General features: G+C 51.9%; 11 protein-coding genes. All 11 read left to right on the top strand.

Annotated elements, in window-relative coordinates:
• The first annotated feature begins 205 nt into the window (after positions 1–205).
• The 11 genes from rpoB (at position 206) to rplC (ending at position 17,774) form a co-directional block, all read left to right on the top strand.
• Entirely contained in the window at positions 206–3,883 is a 3,678-nt protein-coding gene (gene rpoB / locus KCG48_RS08175; RefSeq protein WP_211801194.1) for a DNA-directed RNA polymerase subunit beta, read from the top strand.
• 18 nt (positions 3,884–3,901) lie between these two features.
• Positions 3,902–7,453: a DNA-directed RNA polymerase subunit beta' gene (gene rpoC / locus KCG48_RS08170; protein WP_211801192.1), complete on the top strand. Its 3,552-nt coding sequence runs from the start codon at positions 3,902–3,904 to the stop codon at positions 7,451–7,453.
• Positions 7,454–7,728: 275 nt separating this feature from the next.
• Positions 7,729–8,109 carry a 30S ribosomal protein S12 gene (gene rpsL / locus KCG48_RS08165; RefSeq protein WP_211801190.1) on the top strand — a complete coding sequence of 127 codons (381 nt, stop codon included), beginning with the start codon at positions 7,729–7,731 and terminating at the stop codon, positions 8,107–8,109.
• 135 nt (positions 8,110–8,244) lie between these two features.
• Entirely contained in the window at positions 8,245–8,715 is a 471-nt protein-coding gene (rpsG, locus tag KCG48_RS08160; RefSeq protein ID WP_211801188.1) for a 30S ribosomal protein S7, read from the top strand.
• A gap of 73 nt (positions 8,716–8,788) precedes the next feature.
• Positions 8,789–10,855 (top strand): elongation factor G, encoded by a 2,067-nt coding sequence (gene fusA / locus KCG48_RS08155; RefSeq protein WP_211801186.1) that lies wholly within the window; start codon positions 8,789–8,791, stop codon positions 10,853–10,855.
• 27 nt (positions 10,856–10,882) lie between these two features.
• Complete coding sequence (gene tuf / locus KCG48_RS08150; RefSeq protein WP_211801184.1) at positions 10,883–12,076, top strand: elongation factor Tu; 1,194 nt, start codon at positions 10,883–10,885, stop codon at positions 12,074–12,076.
• 171 nt (positions 12,077–12,247) lie between these two features.
• A complete protein-coding gene (locus tag KCG48_RS08145) occupies positions 12,248–13,894 on the top strand; it encodes an ATP-binding cassette domain-containing protein (protein WP_211801182.1) in 1,647 nt (548 codons plus the stop codon).
• A complete protein-coding gene (locus KCG48_RS08140) occupies positions 13,887–15,512 on the top strand; it encodes an ABC transporter ATP-binding protein (RefSeq protein ID WP_211801180.1) in 1,626 nt (541 codons plus the stop codon). Before KCG48_RS08145 ends, KCG48_RS08140 begins: the two co-directional genes overlap by 8 nt.
• An 8-nt stretch (positions 15,513–15,520) precedes the next feature.
• A complete protein-coding gene (locus KCG48_RS08135; protein ID WP_211801179.1) occupies positions 15,521–16,327 on the top strand; it encodes an HAD-IIA family hydrolase in 807 nt (268 codons plus the stop codon).
• A 432-nt stretch (positions 16,328–16,759) separates the two neighbouring features.
• Entirely contained in the window at positions 16,760–17,068 is a 309-nt protein-coding gene (rpsJ, locus tag KCG48_RS08130) for a 30S ribosomal protein S10 (protein WP_211801177.1), read from the top strand.
• A 79-nt stretch (positions 17,069–17,147) separates the two neighbouring features.
• Positions 17,148–17,774: a 50S ribosomal protein L3 gene (gene rplC, locus KCG48_RS08125; protein WP_211801175.1), complete on the top strand. Its 627-nt coding sequence runs from the start codon at positions 17,148–17,150 to the stop codon at positions 17,772–17,774.
• Positions 17,775–17,778 lie beyond the last annotated feature (4 nt).

The raw sequence follows: 17,778 nt of genomic DNA, 5'->3' as shown, positions 1-17,778 counted from the left end.
CAATTGTAAAGTTTATGATAATATATATAATCGTACTCTTGTAAAAGGGATGAAAATACGTTACTATAGTATACGGGGTTTTTTGCGTTTGTCCTAGATAAATCAAGAAATCCAAGACGCAGGGTCACAATCCAGAAGTGCAAAGTCCCTAGGGATTCTATGCGCATTTTCTGGTTATTTTAGTTTATATAAGGGGTGAATGCTAATGGTACATCCTGTTCCAATTTCAACAGGAAAGCGGACAAGAATGAGCTTCGGAAGGGTTAAGGACGTCTACGACATGCCTAATCTCATCGAAATTCAGTTGGATTCCTACAATTGGTTTCTAAGTGAAGGTCTTGATGAGGTGTTTGACGATATTAACCCTATTTCCAATTATGGCGGAAATCTGGTTCTTAAATTCGTCGGATTCCATTTAGACCGAGAGAACATCAAATACTCGATTGAGGAATGCAAGGAACGAGATGCCACATATTCAGCACCGCTGAAGGTGAAGATCCGGCTGGAAAACATTGAAACCGGCGAGATCAAGGAGCAGGAGGTCTTCATGGGAGAATTCCCCGTGATGACTGAACAGGGAACCTTCATTATCAATGGTGCGGAGCGTGTTATTGTCTCTCAGCTGGTTCGCTCTCCGGGCGTTTACTACAATGAGACCATTGACAAAAACGGTAAGGCTCTCTATGCTGCCACTGTGATTCCCAATCGGGGCGCCTGGCTGGAATATGAGACGGACTCCAATGAAGTGATGAACGTTCGAATCGACAAGACCCGTAAGCTGCCCATCACGGTGCTGGCCCGGGCCATGGGATTCAACTCCGATCAGGAAATCATCGACTATTTTGGTGAGGATGAAAGACTAAAAGCCACCCTTGAAAAAGATAACACCAATACCCATGAAGAGGGACTTCTGGAAGTCTACAAGAGACTTCGTCCCGGCGAACCCCCCACCGTGGACAGCGCCACCTCTTTGATCGATTCTTTGTTCTTCGATCCCAAGAGATATGACCTTTCCAAGGTTGGCCGCTATAAGTTCAACAAGAAGCTTTCCATTGCCGGAAGACTTCATAATCAGACGGCACTGAATGACGTGGTGAACGGGGAAACCGGTGAAATTCTTGTCTCCAAGGGCGAGAAGATCACCCGGGAAATGGCTCAGGAAATCATGGCTGCCGGAATCAATGTGGTGGATATTGTCGTGGAGGATGTGCCCGTAAGGATCATCGGAAACAACTTTGTTCATCTGAAGGACTTCGTGTCCCTGGACCTTTCCGATCTTCACATTAAGGAAATGGTTCACTATCCCACGCTGAAGGCGATTCTGGACAAGAATCTGCCCGATGACGAGCTGAAGGAAGAGCTGAAGAAGAACATTCATGCGCTTATTCCTAAGCATATTCTGAAGGACGACATTTTCGCCAGCATGAGCTACGAAATTGGACTGGGTCATGGCATCGGCCATGTGGACGACATCGACCATCTGGGCAACCGTCGTCTGCGTTCTGTGGGCGAACTGCTCCAGAACCAGTTCCGCATCGGTCTTTCCCGTATGGAAAGAGTCGTGAAGGAAAGAATGACCATCCAGGATCAGGACAACATCACGCCCCAGGCGCTGATCAATATCCGTCCTGTGACAGCCGCCGTGAAGGAATTCTTCGGATCCTCCCAGCTGTCCCAGTTCATGGACCAGACCAATCCATTGTCCGAGCTGACCCATAAGCGAAGACTTTCCGCCCTGGGACCTGGCGGTCTTTCCCGAGAAAGAGCCGGATTCGAGGTTCGAGACGTACATCACTCCCATTATGGAAGAATGTGTCCCATCGAGACACCTGAAGGTCCGAATATCGGTCTGATTAACTCCCTGGCTACCTATGCCCGCGTCAACGAGTATGGTTTCATCGAAACCCCGTACCGTGTCGTGGAAAAGGAAACCGGACGAGTAACCAATGAAGTGCGTTACTTCACCGCCGATGAGGAAGATGATCTCCTCGTGGCCCAGGCCAATGAACTTCTGGACGAAAACCAGGTCTTCATCGATGAGCGGGTCACCGTTCGTTATCTGGAGGACGTGCTGGTTGTGCCGAAAACCGAAGTGGACCTCATGGACATTTCTCCAAGACAGATCGTATCCGTAGCCACGGCCATGATCCCCTTCCTGGAGAACGACGATGCCTCCCGAGCCCTCATGGGTTCCAACATGCAGCGTCAGGCCGTTCCGCTTCTGAAGCCCTCCGCACCTTATGTGGGTACGGGCATTGAGTACAAGGCAGCACTGGACTCTGGAGTACTTCCCAAGGCCAGAAATGCCGGAACCGTCACCTACGTCAGCGCCAATGAAATCCGCATCAAGCGCGATGACAACGGCTCTGTAGAAATCTACAAGCTGCTCAAGTTCAAGCGCTCCAACCAGGGAACCTGTATCAACCAGAAGCCCCTGGTCCTTAAGGGTGAACATGTGGAAAGAGGCGCTCTCCTGGCAGACGGACCTTCCACCGACCTGGGCGAAATCTCCCTGGGCAAGAATATCCGTATGGGATTCATCACCTGGGAAGGCTACAACTATGAAGATGCTATGCTGATTTCCGAAGAACTCGTCCGCGAGGACGTCTTCACCTCCATCCACATCGAGGAGTATGAGGCAGAAGCCCGCGACACCAAGCTCGGGCCAGAGGAAATCACTCGGGATATCCCCAATGTGGGCGAAGATTCCCTGAAGGATATCGATGAGCGCGGAATTATCCGCATCGGTGCGGAAGTCCGCTCCGGCGATATTCTGGTGGGCAAGGTTACCCCCAAGGGCGAAACGGATCTGACCTCTGAAGAAAGGCTCCTTCGGGCCATCTTCGGTGAGAAGGCCCGCGAAGTCCGCGATACTTCCCTGCGTGTACCCCATGGTGAAGCGGGAATCATTGTGGATATCAAGATCTTTACCCGTGAAAATCAGGATGAGCTGCCCCCGGGCGTCAATATGCTCGTTCGTTGCTATATCGCACAGCGAAGAAAAATTTCCGTCGGTGACAAAATGGCTGGACGTCACGGTAACAAGGGTGTTATCTCCCGCGTGCTTCCAGAAGAGGATATGCCCTTCCTGCCGGACGGACGTCCGCTGCAGATCTGTCTGAACCCGCTGGGCGTACCTTCCCGTATGAATATCGGGCAGGTGCTGGAAGTCCATCTGGGCTGGGCAGCGGCAAAGCTGGGCTGGCATGTGGCCACTCCGGTCTTTGACGGCGCCACCGTGGAAGACATCCAGAAGGTGCTGGTCCAAGCTGGATTCAACGCCAACGGAAAGACCGTTCTCTATGACGGAAGAACCGGTGAACCCTTCGACAACGAAGTCACCGTGGGCTACATGTATATTCTGAAGCTGGCTCACCTTGTGGATGACAAGATCCATGCCCGAAGCACAGGACCTTACTCCCTGGTCACACAGCAGCCCCTGGGCGGTAAAGCTCAGTTCGGCGGTCAGCGTTTCGGAGAAATGGAAGTTTGGGCTTTGGAGGCTTATGGCTCCGCCCATACTCTGCAGGAAATCCTCACCGTGAAGTCCGATGACGTGGTCGGAAGAGTCAAAACCTATGAAGCCATCGTCAAGGGGGAAAACATTCCCGAACCTGGCGTACCGGAGTCCTTCAAGGTTCTGATCAAGGAACTGCAGGCTCTTTGCCTCAACGTCAAGGTTCTGAACGACGAGCACGAAGAAATCGAGCTCAAGGAAGATACGGACCACGATGAAATCTCCAAGGATTTCCGTGAGATCAAAATCGATTCTCCAGAGGACGTGATTCTGGATATCCATGAGGAAATCAGTGAAGATGCCCTCATCATCGATGAAGATTTCGAAGAAGTCAATTCCAATAGTTTCGCTGACGATTTAGAGTAATTGAAGGGAGGATTACCCTTGATAGAATTAAACAATTTTGATGCCCTGAAAATCGGCCTGGCATCTCCAGAGGAGATCCGAAGCTGGTCCAGAGGCGAAGTCAAGAAGCCTGAAACCATTAACTACAGGACACTGAAGCCAGAAAGGGACGGTCTGTTCTGCGAACGGATCTTTGGTCCCATGAAGGACTGGGAGTGTCACTGCGGAAAGTATAAGAGAGTTCGTTATAAAGGCATCGTCTGCGACCGCTGCGGAGTTGAAGTGACGAAATCCAAGGTCAGAAGAGAGCGTATGGGCCACATTGAACTGGCGGCCCCCGTCTCCCATATCTGGTATTTCAAGGGCATTCCGTCCAGAATGGGTCTCATTCTGGATATGAGCCCCCGATCCCTGGAGCGCGTGTTGTATTTCGCCTCCTACGTGGTTCTGGATCCCAAGCACACTAGCCTCATGAAGAAGCAGATCCTCTCCGAGCGCGAGTACCGCGAACTGGTGGAGCAGGAAGGCTATAACGCCTTCGAAGCAAAAATGGGCGCAGAAGCCATCAAGGATCTTCTGGAAGAAATCAATCTGGAGACCATGGCTCAGGAGCTGAAAAGCGAACTGAAGACCGCCTCCGGACAGAAGAAGGTCCGCATCGTCCGAAGACTGGAAGTGGTGGAATCCTTCCGCCAGTCCAACAATCGGCCTGAGTGGATGATCATCGATGTGATTCCGGTGATTCCACCGGATATCCGTCCCATGGTCCAGCTGGATGGCGGACGTTTCGCCACCTCTGACCTCAATGACCTGTACCGACGAGTCATCAACCGCAACAACCGTTTGAAGAAACTTCTGGATCTGGGCGCACCGGACATCATCGTCCGCAATGAAAAGCGCATGCTCCAGGAAGCGGTGGATGCCCTCATCGACAACGGCCGTCGGGGAAGACCAGTCACCGGCCCCGGAAACCGTCCCCTGAAGTCCTTGTCCGATATGCTCAAGGGCAAGCAGGGCCGATTCCGTCAGAACCTGCTGGGTAAGCGCGTGGACTATTCCGGCCGTTCGGTTATCGTCGTCGGACCGGAACTGAAAATGTACCAGTGCGGACTGCCCAAGGAAATGGCTCTGGAACTCTTCAAGCCCTTCGTCATGAAGAAGCTGGTGAAGAACGGAACCGCCCACAACATCAAGAGCGCCAAGCGCATGGTGGAGAGAATCCAGCCCCAGGTTTGGGATATCCTCGAAGAGGTTATTACGGACCATCCGGTTCTCCTCAACCGCGCACCCACACTGCACCGTTTGGGAATCCAGGCCTTCCAGCCGGTTCTCATCGAAGGCCGTGCCATTAAGCTTCATCCGCTGGTTTGTACCGCGTACAATGCCGACTTTGACGGTGACCAGATGGCTGTGCACGTTCCCCTGTCCATGGAAGCCCAGGCTGAAGCCCGCTTCCTCATGCTGGCTTCCGGAAACATTCTGAAGCCTTCCGATGGACGACCGGTATCCGTGCCTTCTCAGGACATGGTTCTGGGATCCTACTACCTCACCATGGAAAAGACGGTGCCCGAGGCGGAGATGAAGATCTACTCCTCCAAGGAAGAAGCCCTCATGGCTTATCAGCTCCATAACGTCACGCTGCAGGAAAGCATCAAGGTCCGGGTGAATAAGATGATCAACGGCGAAGTCCGTTCCAAGATTATTCAGACCACCCTGGGCAAGCTTCTCTTCAACGAGTCCATTCCCCAGAATCTGGGCTTTGTGGACCGCACCGACAAGGAGCAGGAATTTGCCCTGGAAATCAACTTCCTCGTGGGCAAGAAGCAGCTGGAAAAGATCATCGACCGCTGCTACATCAACTACGGGCCCACCCGTACCTCCGTTATGCTGGATGAAATCAAATCCCTGGGCTTCCACTATTCGACCATCGGCGCCGTCACGGTTGCCGTTTCGGATATGATCGTTCCGGAGAAGAAAGCTCATCTGCTGGCGGATGCCGATGCCACGGTGAAGAAGATTGAAAATATGTTCAAGCGCGGACTCATCTCTGAAGATGAGCGCTATGAGCGGGTCATCGAGAAGTGGACACAAACCACCGACGACGTGGCCAACGCCCTCATGGACTCCCTGGACCGCTATAACCCCATCTTCATGATGGCGGACTCCGGCGCCCGAGGATCCAAGTCCCAGATCAAGCAGCTGGCCGGAATGCGAGGCCTCATGGCCAACCCCTCTGGTAAGATTGTTGAACTTCCCATTCGGGCATCCTTCGTGGAAGGCCTGAATATCTCCGAGTACTTCATTTCCACCCACGGTGCCCGTAAGGGTAATGCCGATACCGCGCTGAAGACCGCTGACTCCGGATACCTGACCCGTCGACTGGTTGACGTATCCCAGGACGTGATCGTCCGGGAAGCGGACTGCGGCACCGAAGAAGGCATCATCGTGGAAGCCATCCGCGAAGGCAATGAAGTCATTGAAACCCTTCGGGAAAGACTCACCGGCCGTTACACGCTGGAGGATATCCTCCATCCGGAAACCGGCGAAGTCCTGGTTCCCAAGAATGAATACATCGAACCCCTCATGGCCGAAAAGATCGATGGCCTGGGCGTGAAGAAAGTCCTCATCCGTTCCGTCTTCACCTGCAAGACGAAGGTGGGGGTCTGCGCCAAGTGCTACGGCATGAACATGGCTACCGCCCAGAAGATCAACATCGGCGAAGCCGTCGGCATCATCGCTGCCCAGAGTATCGGTGAGCCGGGTACCCAGCTGACCATGAGAACCTTCCACACCGGCGGTGTTGCCGGTGCCGATATCACCCAGGGTCTCCCCCGCGTTGAAGAGCTTTTCGAAGCCCGTAAGCCCAAGGGACTGGCTGTGGTTTCCGATATCACCGGAAAGGTCCGCGTCGATGAAACCAAGAAGAAACGCGTCGTGTACATTCTCGCCGAAGACGGACAGGAATTCAGCTATGACATTCCCTTCGGTTCGCGCCTGAAAGTCAACGATGGCGATACCATTGAAGCGGGTGACAGCATCACGGAAGGTTCCATCAACCCCCATGATATCTCCCGAATCAAGGGCATCAAGGGTGTGCGGGAATACCTGCTCTCCGAAGTGCAGAAGGTTTACCGCCTCCAGGGTGTTGACATCAACGACAAGCATATTGAAGTGGTGGTACGTCAGATGACCCGTAAGGTTCGTGTGGCAGAAGCCAATGATACCAATCTCATGCCCGGCGTCCTGGTGGACATCTTCGACTTTGTGGAAGAGAACCAGAAGGCCCGGGAGCAGGGACTCATGGAAGCCGAAGGCGAACAGGTCCTCCTGGGAATCACCAAGGCCTCGCTGGCCACGGATTCCTTCCTCTCTGCAGCCTCCTTCCAGGAAACCACCAGAGTGCTCACCGATGCTGCCATTAAGGGCAAGATCGATCCTCTGCTGGGCCTCAAGGAGAACGTCATCATCGGTAAGCTGATCCCTGCGGGAACCGGTATGCGCCGATACAACTCCATGAAGCTTTCTACGGAGAAAGAACTAGTAGAAATGCCGGAAGTGGAAGAGATGGAAGTGTTTGAGGACGAGGAATAAATCCTCTTCCTTTCATTGACACTCATGGTTGATGATGATAGAATAAAGTTTGTGTGATTTTACTGGCGTCTTCTCCGGGATTTCCCCGGAGAAGGCATCGGTGAAGAGCCTCAAGACTTTCTACACTTCACAATATATTAAAATATATTTAACAACGGGAACTTCCCGATAAGGTAGAATGTTACTTGTGGCACCACTGCGGTGAAAGCCGCCCAATGCTTGCTATATTAATTCTTAATATAGAACTTTACTCAACAAAAAATGGAGGTGAAATGATGCCAACTATTAACCAATTAGTAAGAAAGGGTAGAGAGACTGCGATCTACAAGACCAGTTCACCAGCTCTGAAGGAAGCCCCTCAGAAGAGAGGCGTTTGTACGGTTGTTAAGACCACAACCCCGAAGAAGCCAAACTCCGCACTCCGTAAGGTTGCCAGAGTTAGACTTGTTAACGGATTTGAGGTTACAGCCTACATCGGAGGAGTCGGACACAATCTGCAGGAGCACAGCGTGGTTCTGATCAGAGGTGGAAGAGTCAAGGACCTTCCTGGTGTACGTTATCACATTATCCGAGGTGCCCTGGACAGTGCTGGTGTAAACGGAAGAATGCAGAGCAGGTCTAAGTATGGCGCCAAGAGACCAAAGGTTAAGAAGTAAGTAAACCAGACGGTGCGATGTTTAGGATATAGATTGGAAAATAGAAGGTTTTCATTCATATAGAATATACAAAGCGCTTTGCGGTAGACATTACCGAGTACCGATGAATTAATTTATGTTAAGGAGGGAAGAAAAGTGCCAAGAAAAGGTTATATTGCAAAGAGAGAAGTATTAGCTGATCCCGTGTACAACTCCAAGGTTGTGACTAAGCTGGTCAATAACGTCATGGAGGACGGCAAGAAGGGTGTAGCCCAGAAGATCGTCTACGATGCATTCGCCATCATTCAGGAGAAGACAGGAAAAGATCCTGTCACTGTTTTTGAAGATGCCATGAATAACGTTATGCCTATGCTCGAAGTCAAATCTAGAAGAATCGGTGGTTCCAACTACCAGGTTCCGATCGAAGTTAGACCCGAGAGAAGACAGACGCTGGGTATCCGCTGGATTCTACTGGCAGTGGACAAGAGATCTGAGAAGTATGCAAGAGAGAGATTGGCTGGAGAGCTGATGGACGCTGCAAACAACACAGGTACAGCTGTCAAGAAGAGAGAAGATACACACAGAATGGCAGAAGCTAATAAGGCCTTTGCTCATTACAGATATTAATTTTTGAGCATAAAACTGTTTTGGCGAAGCTGAAACAGTTTTATGCAATATATTCACGAGAGGAGGAGTCCATGTGGCAAGAGAATTCCCTTTAGAAAAGTTTCGTAATATAGGGATTATGGCACATATCGACGCAGGTAAAACCACAACAACTGAGCGTATACTTTTCTATACAGGAAAGACTCATAAAATCGGTGAAACACATTCTGGTGAATCACAGATGGACTGGATGGCTCAGGAGAAGGAAAGAGGTATCACCATTACTTCCGCTGCTACTACAGCAAACTGGAAGGGTCATATCATCAACATCATCGACACCCCTGGACACGTAGACTTTACCGTAGAAGTGGAAAGATCACTTCGTGTTCTTGACGGAGCGGTAACCGTTCTGGATGCCAAGTCCGGTGTCGAGCCCCAGACAGAAACCGTATGGAGACAGGCCGACAAGTATGGCGTTCCACGTGTTGTTTACGTCAACAAGATGGATGCCACCGGCGCTGACTTCTACAACTGTATTGCCTCCATCAAGGACAGACTCAAGGCCAATGCGGTGCCGATTCAGGTTCCCATCGGAGCTGAGAGTGATTTCCGCGGCGTGGTGGATCTGATCACCATGGAAGGAATTGTTCACCTCGATGACCTGGGTAAGGAAATCGAAGTGGGACCCATTCCGGAGTCCGTACAGGATAGAGCCCAGGAATACCGTACAGCACTGATTGAAGCTGTGGCTGATCTGGACGAGGACCTGACCATGAAGTTCCTGGAAGGTGAAGAATTCACCGTGGAGGAAATCAAGGCCGCTCTTCGTAAGGGCACCATTGCCAATGCCGTTGTACCCGTAGTCTGCGGTTCATCCTACAAGAACAAGGGTGTTCAGGAAATGATCGACGCAGCTGTTGATTACCTGCCATCCCCCGTAGACATCCCCGCCATCAAGGGTGTCACACCAGATGGAGAGCCTGACGAGAGAGAAGCATCTGATGATGCCCCCATGTCAGCCCTCGCATTCAAGATTGCCACAGACCCCTTCATCGGAAAGCTGGCATTCACCAGAATCTACTCCGGCGTCATGACTTCCGGCTCCTACGTCATTAACTCGACCAAGGGCAAGAAGGAAAGAATCGGACGACTGGTGAAGATGCACGCCAACCACCGTCAGGAAATCGAAGAACTCAGAGCCGGCGATATCGGCGCTGTTGTAGGACTGAAGGATACCACCACCGGAGACACCCTGTGTACCGATGAGAATCCGATCATCCTGGAATCCATGGTCTTCCCTGAGCCGGTTATTCGTGTAGCCATCGAACCCAAGACCAAGGCTGGTCAGGAAAAGATGGGCATTGCCCTGGCAAAGCTTGCTGAAGAAGATCCGACCTTCAAGACCTACACTGACCAGGAAACCGGTCAGGTAATCATTGCAGGTATGGGTGAGCTTCATCTGGAAATCATCGTTGACCGTCTGCAGAGAGAATTCAAAGTAGAATGCAACGTTGGTGCTCCGCAGGTTGCCTACAAGGAAACCATCAAGAAGGCTGTCCGTGCTGAAGGTAAGTTTGTTCGTCAGTCCGGAGGACGTGGTCAGTATGGCCATGCCGTCATCGAGCTGATCCCCACCGAGGAAGAGTACTCCTTCGAAAATGCCATCGTTGGTGGTGTTGTTCCGAGAGAATACGTTCCTGCTGTTGATCAGGGTATTCGGGAAGCTTCCCAGGCCGGTATCATCGGTGGTTACCAGACCATCAACTTCAAGGCTAAGATTGTAGACGGATCCTACCATGACGTCGACTCTTCTGAAATGGCCTTTAAGATTGCCGGATCCATGGCGTTCAAGAATGCTATGGCCAAGGCAGATCCTGTGATTCTTGAGCCTATGATGAAGGTTGAAGTCACTGTCCCCGAGGAATACATGGGAGACGTTATTGGTGACATCAACTCCAGACGCGGAAGAATCGAAGGAATGAGTGACCGTGCAGGAGCTAAGGTTGTTGCCGCATTCGTTCCGCTGTCCGAAATGTTCGGATACGCCACCACCCTGCGTTCCAAGACCCAGGGAAGAGGCGTGTATGCTATGGAATTCGATCACTATGAGACCGTTCCAAAGAGCATCCAGGAACAAATCGCTGGCAAGAAGAATAGCTAATTCCATATTTAAGGAGGAGAAAGAATAATGGCAAAAGCAAAATTTGAAAGAAGCAAGCCGCATGTCAACATCGGAACCATCGGACACGTTGACCACGGCAAGACCACGCTGACCGCAGCAATCACCACTGTGCTTGCACAGAGAGGATTTGCTCAGGCGACCAAGTACGATCAGATCGACAAGGCCCCTGAAGAGAAGGAAAGAGGAATCACCATCAACACCTCCCACGTAGAGTACGAGACGGAAAACCGTCACTATGCCCACGTGGACTGCCCTGGACATGCTGACTATGTCAAGAACATGATCACCGGAGCAGCACAGATGGACGGCGCTATCCTCGTTGTTTCCGCAGCAGATGGCCCAATGCCCCAGACCCGTGAGCACATCCTTCTGGCTTCCCGAGTAGGCGTTAACTACATCGTCGTGTTCCTGAACAAGGCCGACATGGTTGACGATCCAGAACTTCTGGAACTGGTCGAGATGGAAGTTCGCGAACTCCTCAGCGAGTATGACTTCCCCGGAGATGACACCCCCGTGGTGGCCGGATCCGCACTGAAGGCTCTGGAGAACCCCACGGATCCCGTGGCTATCCAGCCGATTCTGGACCTGATGGCAGCTGTAGACAGCTACATCCCCACCCCAGAGAGACAGACCGACAAGCCCTTCCTGATGCCTGTGGAAGACGTGTTCACCATTACCGGACGCGGAACCGTAGCTACCGGAAGAGTAGAGACGGGTATTCTGAAGGTTGGAGATGAAGTTGAAGTGGTTGGTCTGAAGGAAGATTCCCGCAAGACCGTCGTTACCGGCGTCGAGATGTTCAGAAAGCTTCTGGATTCCGCTCAGGCTGGCGACAACATCGGAGCCCTGCTCAGAGGTATCCAGAGATCGGATATTGAAAGAGGACAGGTTCTGGCTAAGCCCGGTTCCGTAAAGCCCCACACCAAGTTCGTTGGACAGGTGTACGTGCTGAAGAAGGAAGAAGGCGGAAGACACACCCCATTCTTCGATGGCTACAGACCCCAGTTCTACTTCAGAACCACCGACGTAACCGGAAACATCAAGCTTCCGAACGGCATGGAAATGGTAATGCCTGGCGACCATATCGATATGGCTGTTGAGCTGATCACCCCCATCGCCATGGATGAAGGACTGAGATTCGCTATCCGCGAAGGCGGAAGAACCGTAGGTTCAGGCGTAGTTTCCACCATCAGCGAATAATTTTCAAATTGAAAGGACTGGCTTGCCAGTCCTTTTTTTTATGGGAAAAATTCGGTAAAGCGCCTGGGCAAAGAGGGGAATTGACGTGGTTTTGACATAAACGGCGAGGGATTTGTGGTATATTTAAACTATATTGCCTGAAGCTGCCCAAAGCGAATCATGGAGGTCTGTATGAAGGAACTGCTGTTTCGGAACAAAAAGGCGTTTACCCGGTACCTCATCGGGTGCACGATCCTCATCACCGAATTTGTCTTAACGAATTATGCCATCGCTCGCCTGGTGGGTGTTGTCCAGACAAAGGATCTGGGGGGGCTCTCCCGGGGACTTGTACTGGGACTGGTGTCCTATATCTATGCCGCTTTGGTCTTCATCCTTTCCCGGCACCTGCGCATCGGATTCATGCGGGATACTACCCTGCTCATCCGCATGGAGGCCTTTGAAAAAATCATGACGAAAACCATGCGGAGCTTCAACAAAAAGCTGCGCACGGAGTACATCTCTAACCTTGTCAATGACATCAACACCTTCGAAGGAAAGTATTTCCATGCGCTTCTCAATCTGATCTTTGGCTTCACCATTTATTCCGTGAGCATTCTCATCCTCTTTTATCTGGATGTGACCCTGGCCCTGGCCATGGTGGCCGTATCCCTTTTCGTCTTTGGCGTGAGCCGAAGCTTTCAGAAGAAAACCATCCGTATGCAGGAAGAGGTTCAGCGAAGCAATGAGAAGTACACGGTGAATATCGCCAATACCTTCTCCGGGCTGGAAATTCTGAAGCTCAACCGTTTGGAGGACCGATTCCTCCTCCAGTCCATGAAGGAAACGGACCGTCTGGAACGCCGAAAGGCGGGCTACAATGTCTTCACCTTCTGGCAGCAGCGGTTTTCCGGTTTTCTCGGCACCATCATCAGTATTCTCATCATCTACTACGTAATCCGCCGGGCCGGAACATCGTATGATCTTACTCGGCTCATGTTCACCGTGAGTATGGCCAGCTCTACCATCTGGCCCATCACGGAAATCATGCCCCTTTTCAATGTGCTGAAATCCAATGCCAACATCATCGAACGGATTCTCGCCCCCGATGAGGACGGACAAAAGGAAGAGGAGGTTCAGGACTATGTCTTTAAGGACCGCATCGAAATCCGGGATCTCTCCTTTGCCTATGATGAGCGACCGGTACTGAGCCGGGCCAGCCTCACCCTGGAAAAGGGAAAGAAGTATCTTCTCAAGGGCGCCAGCGGTGCGGGAAAATCCACTTTCATCAACCTCCTCTCCAAGGTCTATGACAACTACGAGGGGGAAATTCGGGTGGACGGGGTGGATCTTCGGACCATCCGGGAGGAAAGCTTCAATGCCAGCGCCAGTTTCATCTATCAGGATGTGTTTCTCTTTGAGGACACCATCCGGAACAATATTGAGCTGTACCGGAGCTATCCGGAAAAGGATCTGGAGAAGGCCATCGCCTGCTCCGGGCTGACTTCGCTTCTGGCCAAGCGCCCCCTGGGACTGGAGGAAGCCATTGAAGAGAACGGCCGGAACCTTTCCGGCGGGGAACGGCAGCGTATTGCCATTGCCCGGGCCATCATCCGAAATCCCGTGATCCTTTTCGCTGACGAAGTGACCTCATCCCTGGATGAATCCTTAGGCCGCCTGGTGGAGGATACGATCCTTTCCCTGGACACGACGGTCATCGCCATTTCCCACCGCTTCTACCGGGGGGTCACAGAGAAATACGATGCCGTCATCGAGATCGTCAATGGGACCCTGCAGCTGTTCACCATGGAAGAATACTTGAGGGGGGAAGGCCATGAATAAAATCTACCGAAAAAGTCTGCCCCTCCTCATCCTGGCCCTTTCCGCCGGACTCTTCTCCAGCATCATCAGTGGCTATATCAGTCTCCTCATGCGTGACATGATCGACCTGTCCTTTCTTCCCGGACAGCCGGGATTTCTCCAGAAGGGCATCCGGATCATCCTTTTCTCCGGGCTTCTTCTGGTGGTGCAGTCCATCCTGGCTCTGGCCAAGGGGGTCTACCGCCGGAAAACGAACCTGAATCTGAAGACGGAGTACCTGCGCCGGGTATTCGGGAAGAACATCAACGAGTTCAACCAGGAAAGCAACGCCAAGTATGTGTCCCATATGACCAATGATCTGAACACCGTGGACATGGACTTCATCGACAGCATCTTTGAGCTGTCCCTGTCCCTCATGGCGTTCCTCGTCAGTCTGGTCATCATCGGAGGGCTCAGTCTGGAGGTGCTCCTGGTGATCATCGGGGTCACCGTCCTGACGGGGCTTCTCTCCAATGCCATGGCCCGTCCCGTGAAAACCATGTTTTCTGAGCGCAGCGCCCTCTATGAGAAGTACACGGAATATCTCAATGAAGTCCTCCATGCCTTCCGGATCATTCGGGTGAATAATCTCTATGGGAAAATCCGGGACAATTTCGAGGAACGGAGCCGTCTTCTTCAGGACAAGAGCTATAAAATCGAGAAGACCTCCACCTATATCTTTGCTGCCCAAAATTTCACCATCAACCTGACGGTGCTGGGTGTACTGGGGGTGTCCGTCTACTACGCCATCACCGGGAAACTGAGCTTTGGCGGGATCATTCTGATCCTCACCAACTTCCAGAACCTCATGGGCCCTTTTCATCAGGCCAGCGAGCTCTTTCCCAAAATCGTCAGTGCCAAGGGGCTCTTCAAGATCCTGGACCGCTCCCTGGAAAATGCCGAGGAGAATGTGGAGGATCAGGTCCTACCGGCCTTTACCCAAAGCATCACCCTGGACGGGGTTTCCTATGCCTATGGCGAGAACCGGGTGCTGGAAGGGGTGAATCTTACCCTGGAAAAGGGGAAAAAGTATCTCATTGTGGGTCCCAGCGGCGGAGGAAAATCCACCCTGCTGAAGCTTCTACGCAAGTATTTCTCGCCCCAGGAGGGCACCATCTGGGTGGATGGACTGGATCTTCGCCGCATCACCAAGGAAAGCTACTTCCAGGTCATTTCCAATGTGGAGCAGAGCGTCTTCATGTTTGATGACTCCCTGCGAAGCAATCTCACCCTCCACCGCACCATCGGGGAGGAGGACCTACAGAGCGCCATCGCGGAGGCGGGCCTCCAGGACTTTGTGGAAAAGCTCCCCCAGGGGCTGGATACCGTCATCGAGGACAATGGCCGGAATATTTCCGGCGGCGAAAAGAGCCGCATCGCCATCGCCCGGGCACTCCTCAACCAGTCCCAGATTCTCATCCTGGATGAGGCCTTCCAAAGCCTGGATTATGTCACAGCCCGGGATATCGAAGGGACGATTCTTCGCATCCCGTCGCTGACGGTCCTCAATGTGAGCCACATCATCATTCCGGAGAACAAAGACCGGTATGACGGCCTGCTCCATGTGGACAACAAAACCGTCACCCTGCGCAGGGGATAGGAGGACTTATGGATCTCAACGCCATTGATCTCTTTATTCTGGATTTGGACGGAACCTTGACCCTCAGCGGAAAACCCCTACCCGGGGCCCGGGATTTTCTCCTGACTCTGGTGCGCCTGGGGAAGAGGTTTCGGTATCTCACCAACAACTCTTCCCAAAGTGCCCGGCAGTATGAAGAAAAACTCCGAAAGCTGGGGTTTCCCGTGGAGGAAGGACAGGTCATGACCTCGGGAAAAGCCACGGTGGAGTATCTTCGCCGAAGGATGCCCGGTGCACGGATCTTTCTTTTGGGGACACCGGACCTGGAAGAGGAGTTTCTTGAAGCGGGGTTCACCCTCCTTCATGGAGAAGAGGAGCGGCCCGATGCGGTGGTCTTTGGGTTTGATAAGACCCTGACCTATGACAAGCTTCGGATTGCCTGCGGCTTCATTACAGAAGGGGTATACTATGTGGCCACCCATCCGGACCTCAACTGTCCCGTGGAGGGCGGCAAGTTCATCATCGATACGGGGTCCTTCCTGAAAGCCGTGGAAGCCTCTACGGGGAGACTGCCCGAAGTGATTCTGGGAAAACCCAGCCGGGAAATCTATGCCCTACTGGCCGAGACCACCGGCGTATCTGGAAAAGCCGCGGCCATGGTGGGGGACCGGCTGTACACGGATCTACAGGGAGCGGCGGATGCGGGACTTTCCTCCATTCTGGTCCTCTCTGGGGAAACCTCCTGGGAAAGCTATGTGGAATCCGGGCTTCAGGCGGATCTGGTCGTCCAGGGGGTGGCGGAACTTCAGGAAGCCCTGCTCCAAAGGCTCCGATAAACCGAAAAGAGAAGCTGAGGAAGTCATCTCAGCTTCTTTTTTGCGGCGAAAAGGTCGGGAAACCTTCTCCTCAGCGGGATGGAAGAACTTGAAAAATAATTTTCGAAAAACATTGCCCCTGTGGGGGAATGCCGCTATAATAAGAAGGATGCTCAAGCGAATATTTTTTGAAAAAGCCATGTTGTTCAGGAAATATTCATTGATTGCAGAGCTATAATATTGTATAATGTTATAGTTACAGCGAACAGCGAAGAATCAAGAGGTTGCTGGACTAAACAGGTAATTCTTGAGGAGTATGTCAGGTCATGAACCCGGCGAGGGTAGTCGTGACTGTTAAGGTGCGTCATTAATGCATGAAACACCCGGCGCGGTTTACGAGTATCCGCTGTTGTGCGAAAAAGTATAACGTACAAAGAAAAAGGAGGTAACAAAATGGCAAAACAGAAGATCAGAATCAGACTGAAGGCTTTTGATCACAGTGTACTGGATCAGTCCGCAGAAAGAATTGTGGAGACCGCTAAGTCTACCGGAGCAAAGGTTGTGGGACCCGTTCCGCTACCCACCGAGAAGGAAGTCATCACCATTCTCAGAGCTGTACACAAGTACAAGGATTCAAGAGAGCAGTTTGAACTCAGAACCCACAAGAGACTGATTGACATCGTGAACCCATCACCCAAGACCGTTGATGCGCTCATGAGACTCGATCTGCCCGCTGGCGTGGACATCGAAATCAAGCTGTAAGATAGTTTGTAGAATGCTCTATGAACTGTTATGACCGCATAATTGTGTGCGATCCGCTAATAAGTTTGGAGGTAAAAAAATGAAAAAGGCAATTATGGGCACCAAGATTGGAATGACCCAGATATTTGATGAAAAGGGAAAGATCGTTCCCGTCACCGTCGTTGAAGCAATGCCGAACGTCGTTGTCCAGGTTAAGACCGCGGACAAGGAAGGCTACAATGCTGTACAGGTCGGTTATGGCGAGATCAGAGAGAGACTGGTCAACAAGCCAAGACAGGGACAGTTCAAGAAGGCTGGCGTCGCTGTGAAGAGACTCCTGAAGGAGTTCAAGCTGGAAGATTCCAACCTGGAAGTTGGTTCCGAAATCACCGTGGAGATCTTCTCCGCTGGCGACAAGGTCGATGTATCCGGACTTTCCAAGGGTAAGGGATTTGCTGGTGTAATCAAGCGCTGGAACTTCCACAGAGGACCTGAGACTCACGGATCTAAGTTCCACAGAGCCGTAGGTTCCATGGGAGCTTCATCCTCACCTTCCAGAACCTTCAAGAACAAGAAGATGCCTGGAAGAATGGGCCACGTGAACACCACGGTGCTGAATCTTGAAATTGTAAAAGTAATGCCGGAGAAGAACGTGATTCTGATCAGGGGTGGAATTCCCGGACCCAACAAGAGTGTGGTCGTGATCAGAAACTCAGTCAAGGCATAAATCT

Origin of the sequence: Proteiniclasticum sediminis (genome assembly GCF_018128025.1) — a bacterium.
In the GTDB taxonomy this organism is placed as follows: domain Bacteria; phylum Bacillota; class Clostridia; order Clostridiales; family Clostridiaceae; genus Proteiniclasticum; species Proteiniclasticum sediminis.
The sequence above is the reverse complement of the archived record's forward strand: the minus strand, read 5'-3'. Positions and strand labels throughout refer to the sequence as shown.

Bases quoted from the DNA above. Each gene is read 5' to 3' on its own strand.
- rpoB (WP_211801194.1), top strand. From the start codon at position 206: ATGGTACATCCTGTTCCAATTTCAACAGGAAAGCGGACAAGAATGAGC.
- rpsL (WP_211801190.1), top strand. From the start codon at position 7,729: ATGCCAACTATTAACCAATTAGTAAGAAAGGGTAGAGAGACTGCGATC.
- tuf (WP_211801184.1), top strand. From the start codon at position 10,883: ATGGCAAAAGCAAAATTTGAAAGAAGCAAGCCGCATGTCAACATCGGA.
- KCG48_RS08145 (WP_211801182.1), top strand. From the start codon at position 12,248: ATGAAGGAACTGCTGTTTCGGAACAAAAAGGCGTTTACCCGGTACCTC.
- KCG48_RS08140 (WP_211801180.1), top strand. From the start codon at position 13,887: ATGAATAAAATCTACCGAAAAAGTCTGCCCCTCCTCATCCTGGCCCTT.
- KCG48_RS08135 (WP_211801179.1), top strand. From the start codon at position 15,521: ATGGATCTCAACGCCATTGATCTCTTTATTCTGGATTTGGACGGAACC.
- rpsJ (WP_211801177.1), top strand. From the start codon at position 16,760: ATGGCAAAACAGAAGATCAGAATCAGACTGAAGGCTTTTGATCACAGT.
- rplC (WP_211801175.1), top strand. From the start codon at position 17,148: ATGAAAAAGGCAATTATGGGCACCAAGATTGGAATGACCCAGATATTT.